6 protein-coding genes are annotated in these 8,836 nt (G+C 71.5%); 3 read left to right on the top strand and 3 right to left on the bottom strand.

Going from position 1 to position 8,836, the window contains the following annotated elements:
- Positions 1 to 432: 432 nt before the first annotated feature.
- Both ACF1DX_RS22485 and ptsP read left to right on the top strand, forming a co-directional pair.
- Positions 433 to 882 (top strand): PTS glucose transporter subunit IIA, encoded by a 450-nt coding sequence (locus ACF1DX_RS22485; protein WP_391792899.1) that lies wholly within the window; start codon positions 433 to 435, stop codon positions 880 to 882.
- Between the two features lie 77 nt (positions 883 to 959).
- The gene (gene ptsP / locus ACF1DX_RS22480) at positions 960 to 2,630 is read left to right on the top strand and encodes a phosphoenolpyruvate--protein phosphotransferase (RefSeq protein ID WP_391792898.1); all 1,671 of its coding nucleotides are present in this window, start codon (positions 960 to 962) and stop codon (positions 2,628 to 2,630) included.
- Between the two features lie 81 nt (positions 2,631 to 2,711).
- Here ptsP and ACF1DX_RS22475 read toward each other — a convergent pair whose 3' ends face one another.
- Both ACF1DX_RS22475 and ACF1DX_RS22470 read right to left on the bottom strand, forming a co-directional pair.
- Positions 2,712 to 3,599, bottom strand: a complete 888-nt coding sequence (locus ACF1DX_RS22475) for a hypothetical protein (RefSeq protein ID WP_391792897.1) — start codon at positions 3,597 to 3,599, stop codon at positions 2,712 to 2,714.
- A 98-nt stretch (positions 3,600 to 3,697) separates the two neighbouring features.
- The gene (locus ACF1DX_RS22470; protein ID WP_391792896.1) at positions 3,698 to 5,674 is read right to left on the bottom strand and encodes an acetoacetate--CoA ligase; all 1,977 of its coding nucleotides are present in this window, start codon (positions 5,672 to 5,674) and stop codon (positions 3,698 to 3,700) included.
- A 213-nt stretch (positions 5,675 to 5,887) separates the two neighbouring features.
- On the opposite strand from ACF1DX_RS22470, the gene ACF1DX_RS22465 reads away from it, so the two are divergent.
- On the top strand, positions 5,888 to 8,266 hold the full coding sequence (locus ACF1DX_RS22465) for a glycoside hydrolase family 31 protein (protein WP_391792895.1): 2,379 nt from the start codon (positions 5,888 to 5,890) through the stop codon (positions 8,264 to 8,266).
- Here the strand turns inward: ACF1DX_RS22465 and ACF1DX_RS22460 are convergent.
- On the bottom strand, positions 8,257 to 8,793 hold the full coding sequence (locus ACF1DX_RS22460) for an NUDIX domain-containing protein (protein ID WP_391792894.1): 537 nt from the start codon (positions 8,791 to 8,793) through the stop codon (positions 8,257 to 8,259). The two genes, ACF1DX_RS22465 and ACF1DX_RS22460, sit on opposite strands and share 10 nt — an antisense overlap.
- Positions 8,794 to 8,836 lie beyond the last annotated feature (43 nt).

The following is an 8,836-nucleotide window of genomic DNA, read 5'->3' as shown; positions in this document are numbered from 1 at the left end:
CTGGCGTTGACTTTTGGCACGCTGTTGAGTTCTCAAGGAACGGACGCTTCCTTCGTACTCACCCTCGCGGGCTTTCCTCCGGGCGCTTCCCTTCGTTGTTTCCAACTCTACCAGTGTTTTTCCGGCCCTCTGACCACCGTCCCGCAGACATGCAGAAGATGATCCAAAGTTAGGATCTGACAAGTTGGATTGCTGCCGAGTCGGGGGCGTCTGTTCGCGCCGCTCATCCCGAGCAGGAGTACGACTCTACACGGGGTCGCGGACCACGCGCAAATCGATTAGAGTGCGTGGTCTAGACCTCTCGTCTAGACCACTGATCCGGACCTGTCCCCCGGAACCGGTACGTCCTATGACATACGCTGCTGAACAGCGCGCCGGAGGCAGGCAGTGACGGCGGCGTACGTACAGATCTCCACGCCTGGGAGGCTCCCCATGACCACCGTGACGTCCCCGCTCGCAGGACGGGCCATCGGACTGGCGTCCGTGCCCGACCCGGTCTTCTCCGGGGCCATGGTCGGCCCGGGTACGGCGATCGACCCCGCGCGGGAGCCCTCCGAGGCCGTCTCCCCGGTCGACGGTGTGATCGTCTCCCTGCACCCGCACGCGTTCGTCGTCGTCGACGAGAAGGGACACGGCGTGCTCACCCACCTCGGCATCGACACCGTGCAGCTCAACGGCGAGGGTTTCGAGCTGCTCGTCAACAAAGGCGACACCGTGACGCGCGGACAGAGCATCGTGCGCTGGAACCCGGCCGCCGTCGAGGCTGCCGGCAAGTCCCCGGTGTGCCCGGTCGTTGCCCTGGAGGCCACGGCGGACGCTCTCTCCGAGCTTCGTGACGACGGTGATGTGAAGGCCGGCGACACCCTCTTCCTCTGGAAGTGACGCGGCGCCGTCCCGTGACGGCCACCAGGACAACCAACGCGGCGGCGGAGCCCGCCGCTCTACCGGAGACGGGTGAGATGGAGACAACGCTGCGAGGCGTCGGTGTCAGCCACGGTGTGGCGATCGGCGAGGTACGGCACATGGGTACGGCGGTGCTCGAGCCGCCGGCGAAGCAGATCCCGGCGGAGGAGGCGGAGCGCGAGCAAGGGCGCGCCCGCAAGGGCGTGGAGGCGGTCGCGGCCGATCTGACGGCGCGCGGCAATCTCGCCGGGGGCGAGGCCCAGGCGGTTCTCGAGGCGCAGGCCATGATGGCTCAGGACCCCGAGCTGATGGCCGACGTGGAACGGCGCATCGCCGTCGGCAGTACCGCTGAGCGTGCGGTGTACGACGCGTTCGCCGCGTACCGCGAACTGCTCGCGAATGCCGGTGAGTATCTGGCGGGCCGCGTGGCCGACCTCGACGACGTGCGGAACCGTATCGTCGCGCGGCTGCTCGGGGTGCCGATGCCGGGTGTGCCGGACAGCGACGAGCCGTACGTCCTCGTGGCCCGTGATCTCGCGCCGGCGGACACGGCGCTGCTCGACCCGACGCTGGTGCTCGGCTTCGTGACCGAGGAGGGCGGCCCGACCAGCCACAGCGCGATCCTGGCCCGCGCTCTCGGTGTCCCGGCCGTGGTCGCCCTGCCGGGTGCCGGTGAACTCTCCGAGGGCACGCTGATAGCCGTCGACGGCAGCACCGGTGAGATCTTCGTGAACCCGAGCGACGAGAAGAAGGCCCGGCTCGAGGCGGCGGCGGCCGAGCGCAAGGCGGCGCTGGCGGCGTCGACCGGGCCCGGTGCGACCGCCGACGGTCACAAGGTGCCGCTGCTGGCCAATATCGGTGGCCCGGCGGATGTGCCGGCCGCCGTCGAGGCGGGCGCCGAGGGGGTCGGTCTCTTCCGTACCGAGTTCCTGTTCCTGGACGACGACAAGAAGGCTCCTTCCGAGGAGAGGCAGATCGCGGCCTACCGTCAGGTACTCGAGGCGTTCCCCGAGGGCCGTGTCGTGGTGCGGGTGCTGGACGCGGGCGCGGACAAGCCGCTGGACTTCCTCACTCCGGCGGACGAGCCGAACCCGGCGCTGGGCGTGCGTGGTCTGCGGACGCTGCTCGACCACCCCGAGGTGCTGCGTACGCAGCTGACGGCGCTGGCCAAGGCCGCCGAGGGGCTGCCCGTCCACCTCGATGTCATGGCCCCGATGGTGGCGGACCGGACCGATGCCAAGGCTTTCGCGGACGCCTGCCGGGAGGCGGGGCTGCGGGCGAAGTTCGGCGCGATGGTCGAGATTCCGTCGGCCGCGCTGCGGGCGCGCTCGGTGCTGCAGGAGGTGGAGTTCCTGTCGCTGGGCACGAACGACCTCGCGCAGTACACGTTCGCCGCGGACCGTCAGGTGGGTGCCGTCTCCCGGCTGCAGGATCCGTGGCAGCCCGCGCTGCTCGACCTGGTGGCGCTGTCCGCCGAGGCGGCGAAGGCCGAGGGCAAGAGCTGTGGTGTCTGCGGTGAGGCCGCTTCCGACCCGCTGCTCGCGTGTGTGCTGACCGGTCTGGGGGTCACCTCTCTCTCCATGGGGGCCGCGTCCATTCCGTACGTAAGGGCGTCACTGGCTAAGTTCACGCTGGCGCAGTGTGAGCGGGCCGCGGCGGCGGCCCGGGCGGCGGACAGTGCCGCGGATGCCCGTGCCGCCGCTCAGGCGGTGCTGTCGGGCGAGTAGCCGGACCCGGGCCGGTCGGCGATGGGTGTCCCCCGAGGGGTGCCCCACCTCCAGGTGGGGCACCCCTCGGGCGTTTCCGGCTCAGTGGCTGTGGGCTTGGCCCGGTCCCTCGCCGAGGTCGGGTGGCGCGCAGTAATCGACGTTGGACTCCGGGGAGATGAGGTCTCCGGACTCGGCATCGGTGCAGTAGGCGTCGAAGACCTCGCCGGCGGTGAGGGGTTCGAGGCCGTAGGCGCGCAGTCGCCAGCCGTGGACGCGGTCGGGCCTGCCGGGTTCGCTGATCCGCATGACCAGTCCGCCGGGGCTCCCGGTGGCGAGGCCGACGGCCAGGACGGTGGTGAATTCGAGGGCTTCGGACTCGTCGAGTTCCATACGACCGGCGATGTCGTCGGCGTGCAGGACGGCGACGAGCGTTTCGGGTGGTCCGGAGACGCTGCACACGAGGTGCCGCTCGCCGGGCGGGGCCGTGTCGAGGATGCGGACGAGGAGGTGCGAGGCGCGGATGAAGGCGGCGCGGCCCAGGTCCTCGCCGCACGAGGCGCAGGTGCCGAGGCGGGCGAGGAGCGTGGTCGCGTACTCCCAGGTGGCGTGACGTACGGCCTCGTCGACGAGGGTGGGCAGAAGGTCGGCCAGTGGGCGGCCGTCGTAGGGGACCGTGGGGCCGGTGGAGGCGAGTGCGGCCGTGAACCGTGTGCGGCTGGTGTGGCTGTCGGGGTCGAGGCCCGTCTGCGCGCAGTACTCGGCGTAGTCCTCGGGGTCGAAGAGGGCCACCGTGGTGTGGGTGCCCTGCAGCGCGCGCGTCCTGAGGAGGGCTTCCATGTGTTTGAGGTAGGTGGTGTGGTCGTCGAAGACGAAGCTGTCGTAGCCCCGCATGGCGCGGAAGTCGTGCTCGTCGGCCAGCAGGCCGATGGTGCCCGCGACTTCGCGGCGCAGGGCGCGTCGCAAGGTTCGGTGGTCGGTGTAGGCCATGTCTCCCCCTGTGCACAGTCGATCAATGCTCACTCACAGTAATCGGCGGCACTGACAACGCGTGGGCAGAGGGGGAGCCGGTCCTGTTCCCGGGACCGTCAGGCGCGTTTGCGGGCGAGTTCCTCGTAGAAGGCGAGCAGGTCGAGGTTGTCGATGGAGCCCGGGTTGACCGCCTTTTCCAGCGGGGTGCCCTGGAGGAGCCGCTTGACCGGGACCTCGATGCGTTTGCCGGTGAGGGTGTGCGGGACGCCGGGTACCTCGATGATCTCGTCGGGGACGTGACGCGGTGACAGTTGCTCGCGGATGGCCTGCTTGATGCGGCCGCGCAGGTCGTCGTCGAGGGTGGCTCCGGGTACCAGGTGGACGAACAGGGGCATCCAGTAGCCGCCGTCGGGTTGTTCGACGCCGATGACGAGGGACTCCCTGATCTCGGGGAGGCGTTCCACGGCTTCGTAGATGTCGGCGGAGCCCATGCGGACTCCTTGACGGTTGAGCGTGGAGTCGGAACGGCCGTGGATGACGACGGAGCCGCGGGAGGTGATGGTGATCCAGTCGCCGTGCCGCCAGACGCCGGGGTAGGTGTCGAAGTAGCTGTCGTGGTAGCGGGTGCCGTCGGGGTCGTTCCAGAAGTGGATCGGCATGGAGGGCATCGGGTTGGTGACCACGAGTTCGCCGACCTCGTCGGTCAGGGGCTTGCCGCTGGGGTCCCAGGACTGCAGATCCGTGCCCAGGCCGGGGGCCTGGAGCTCGCCGATGTGGACGGGGAGGGTCGGTACGGCTCCGGCGAAGCAGGAGCAGACGTCCGTGCCGCCGCTGACGGAGGCGATCCACAGGTCGGCCCCGTTCTCGGCGAACTCGTCGTGCAGCCAGCGGAAGCCGTCGGGGGGCAGGGGGGAGCCTGTGGTCGCGACGCACTTCACCGCGGAGAGGTCGAAGTCGCGCGAGGGGTGCACGCCGGCCTTGCGGCAGGCCATGACGTAGGCGGCGGAGGTGCCGTAGAGGGTGGCGCCGGTGCGTTCGGCGATGCGCCACTGGGCGCCCGTGTCCGGGTGGCCGGGGCTGCCGTCGTACAGGACGATCGTCGTTCCGGTCAGGAGGCCGGAGACGAGGAAGTTCCACATCATCCAGCCCGTGGAGGTGTACCAGAAGAAGCGGTCCTCGGGTCCGAGGTCGCAGTGGAGTCCGAGCTGCTTGAGGTGTTCGACGAGGATGCCGCCTTGGGACTGGACGATCGCCTTGGGCAGTCCGGTGGTGCCGGAGGAGTAGAGCACCCACAGCGGGTGGTCGAAGGGCACCTGCTCGAAGACCGGTTCGGCGTCCGCGGCGGTGAGGGCGGACCAGTCCAGGGCCCCGTCGGGGGCCTCGGTGCCGAGCAGGGGGATGTGTACGACGGCGCGCAGGGTGGGCAGTTCGCGGCGGAGTTCGGCGACGATGTCGCGGCGGTCGTGTTCCTTGCCGCCGTAGCGGTAGCCGTCGATGGTGAACAGGACGACGGGTTCGACCTGCTGGAAGCGGTCGAGGACGCTGCGGGCGCCGAAGTCGGGGGCGCAGGAGGTCCACACGCCGCCCACGGCCGCCGTGGCGAGGAGGGCGACGACGGCCTGCGGGATGTTCGGGAGGTAACCGCTGACGCGGTCTCCGGGGCGTACGCCGAGGGAGCGCAGCTCGGCCGCCAGGGAGCCGACCTGGCGGCGCAGCTCGGCCCAGGTGACGGGTCGGGGGTCATGGGTCTCGTCGACGTACAGGAGCGCGGCTTCGTCCGCGCGGGAGGCGGTGGCGCGCAGCGCGTGTTCGGCGTAGTTCAGCGTGGCTCCGGGGAACCACTGGGCGCCGGGCATCGAGCGGTCCCCCAGCACCCGCGCGCAGGGAGTCGAGAAGCGGACGTCGAACCACTCCGTGACCGCTTTCCAGAAGGTGTCCAGCTCGTCCACGGACCAGCGGTGGAGTGCCGCGTAGCCGCCCCCGGCGGGGGCGCCGTGGTGTTCGGCGGCCCATGCCTGGAACGTGGTGATCCGTGCCTGGGCGATCTGGTCCCGGCTCGGCTGCCAGAGCGGCTGGGGGTTCACGGTCGACATGGGGCGGCTCCCGGACTGTGCGCGTCGTGTGCGTCCTCCGCGCACGGGCTGGGGTGTGCGCGTGACGCGGCTGACAGGGACGATGCCATGTGATCGACTTCCGCACCAGGGCGTCCCCCACATACTCCGTGTCGTGAAGATGTGGTCCGATCACGGGTGAACGGCAGTTGAACGACACGCACGCGGGGCGCGGTCAATGGCAGGGTGAGCAGCATGGACGGTCGTGACCTGGTGCGTTCGGTGAAATCGGTCGATTCGTTGGGGGCGGCTCAGGGGTTGCGTACCGTACGAGCAGCGTGGCGCAGGCGGCGGGCCGACGCCACCGGGCTGCCGCCGCGGGGGCCGGTGCGGGCGCGGGTGCCCGGGACCGTGCGGGAGGTGGAGCCGGGGCTCGGTGGGGGGCTGGTCAGGTTCGACCGCTCGGAGCTGCGGATCTTCGTGGCGGTGAACGGGGCGGTCTTCTGGGGCTGGGACGGGGCTGCTCCGGAGCCGTCGTACGCGCTGGCCGGCCGCTGTCCCGATCCGGATCCGCGGGCCGCGCTGGAGCCGGACAAGGACGGTGGCTGGCGGGTGGTGGCCGAGCGGGTGACGGTGGGGGTCTCGCGGCACGGTGCGGTGGAGGTGCTCACCCCGGGGGGTGTGATGCTGCGGCGTGATCTGCCGCCGCGGTGGTGGGAGCCGGCGGGTGGTGGTGCCGCGCACTGGATGCAGCGATCCGAGGTGCCGGCCGACGCGCGTTTCTTCGGGCTCGGGGGGCGTACGTCGGGTCCCCGCCTGCGGGACGGCACGTACAGGTTGTGGAACACCGCGCCCGGTCGTGCCGTCGGGCCTGGTGACGATCCGTTGTCCGTCACGATGCCGGTGCAGATGGTGGTGGCCGACGCGGGCACACACCTGGTGTTCTACGACAACGCGTGGGACGGCACCGTGACGCTGCGGGAGGGCGAGGAGGGCGCCGGTTCGGGACATGACCGGGCCGGGACGAGTGAGCTGCGCGTGGGTGGCGGCCCGCTGCGCTGCTGGGTGATGGTGGGTGCTCCCGCGCGGGTGCTGCTCGCCTGGGCCTCGCTCACCGGCGCGCCGGCGCTGCCGCCCGCGTGGGCGCTCGGTCACCATCACGTGCGGGGGTCTTCCGGCGGCGAGGAGGAGGTGCGGCGGATCGTCGCGGGGTACCGGGAGCACGGGCTGCCGCTCGACGCCGTGCACCTCGGCGCCGAGCACTTCGATGCCCGTCGGGTGTTCACCGTGGACCAGGAGCGGTTCCCCAAGCTGCCGGTTCTCGCGGACGAGCTGCGGCACGAGGGGGTCAGGCTGGTATCGGTCGTCGGTCCGGCGGTCGGCGCGGCGCCCGGCATCCCCGTGTACGACGAGGGGGTGGAGCGGGACGCGTTCGTACGGGACGCCTCCGGAGAGGTCGTGGAGGGGGTCGGGTGGGCCGGGGAGGTGGTCTTTCCGGACTTCACGCACGCGCGCGTGCGTGCGTGGTGGGGCGGCTTGTACACGGAGCGGCTGGCGCAGGGATTCGCGGGCGTCTGGCACAGCATGGACGAGCCGACGTCCTTCGCGGCCTTCGGTGAGCCGACGCTGCCGCGGTCGGCGCGTCATGCGCTGGACGGGCGCGGCGGTGACCATCGTGAGGCGCACAACGTGTACGGGCTGTGCATGGCCCGGGCGGCGTACGAGGGACTGCGGGAGCGGGCGCCCTCCGAGCGGCCGTTCGTGCTCTCGCGTTCCGGGTGGGCCGGTATGCAGCGTCACGGCGGGGTGTGGTCGGGCGGGGTGATGGCGGGGTGGCCCGGGCTGCGGGCTGCGTTGTCGCTGGTGGTGGGGCTGGGCCTGTGCGGTGTTCCCCACGCGGGCCCGGACGTCGGCGGCTTCGACGGGGAGGTGTCGCCCGAGCTGTATCTGCGCGGGCTCCAGTTGGGGGCCTATCTTCCGTTCTTCCGCACCCGTGCCGGTGCGCGGGCGGGCCGGGGTGAGCCGTGGGAGTTCGGCGCGGACGTGCTCGAGCACGTGCGCGCGGCGCTCGTCGAACGTCGGCGGCTGCTGCCGTACTTCATGACGCTGGCGCATCTGGCCCGGCGTACCGGAGCGCCGTATGTACGGCCGTTGTGGTGGTCGGCGGCCGAGGAGCGCGCGTTGCGCGACTGCGAGGACGCCTTTCTGCTCGGTGACTGTCTGCTGGTGGCGCCGGTGCTCGCGCCGGGTGTGGAGCGGCGGGCGGTCCCGCTGCCGCGCGGGCGGTGGTACGACACGGCGACGGGACGGGCGTACGACGGGCCGGCCCGGGTGTGGGTCGACGCGCCGCTGGGGCGGATACCGGTGTTCGCGCGCGGGGGCGCCGTTCTTCCGGTGCTGGGGGAGGACGGTGGTCCGGAGCTGGAGGTGTGGGCACCGGCCCGGGGGCGGACCGGGGGCGGGCTGGTGGTGCCGGATGCCGGCGAGGGATGGGAGGAGCCGGAGATCGAGCGTTACACGGTGCGGTGGTCGGGTCCGCGGGTCGTCGTCGAGCGGGAGGGCGAGGACGGCGGGGTCGAGCCGTCCTGCCCGGTGCGCGTCCGCGGGGCGGGCGCCGACGGGGGTCAGATGTAGCGGCCCTCGAACCAGGCCCGTACGGCCAGGGTGTGCAGGGGGAAGGCGAGTTCCTCCGGGCGGCGCAGCAGGTGGCGGTCCTCGGTCTCGTCGGTGGCGGTGAAGGGCGGCAGGTCTTCCGCGGGGCGTTCCGGGAGGAGTCCGAACAGCAGCAGGTGGCCGTCGGGCGAGCTCATGGCGTCGGCGAGCCGTACGTCGCGGCTCGCCGCGCTGATGCCGGTCTCTTCCTCGAGTTCACGGACGACGGCCTGGCGCCAGTCCTCCCGGTCGTCGATGTAGCCGCCGGGCAGGGCCGTACGCCCGCGCGCGGGTGCGATGGTGCGGGTGATGACGACGAGGCCGGTGCCCTGCGTGTCGTACACGGGCTGGAGGGCGACCGCGACCGGCAGCGGGTTGCGGTAGGTGACGGTGCCGCAGGAGGGGCAGGTGCGGGGCCAGCCGGAGACGTCCTCTCCGAAGGCCGTGCCGCAGCTCGAACAGTGGGAGTCCGGCGCGGCGTTGGGAGCCATGGCATGAGTTTCGGACACGCGCGGACTGTATCCGATCACGGTGGGGGCGTCTTCGGGGGCC

Origin of the sequence: Streptomyces sp. NPDC014676 (assembly GCF_043084105.1) — a bacterium.
In the GTDB taxonomy this organism is placed as follows: domain Bacteria; phylum Actinomycetota; class Actinomycetes; order Streptomycetales; family Streptomycetaceae; genus Streptomyces.
This window is presented reverse-complemented; position numbering and strand designations above follow the sequence as displayed.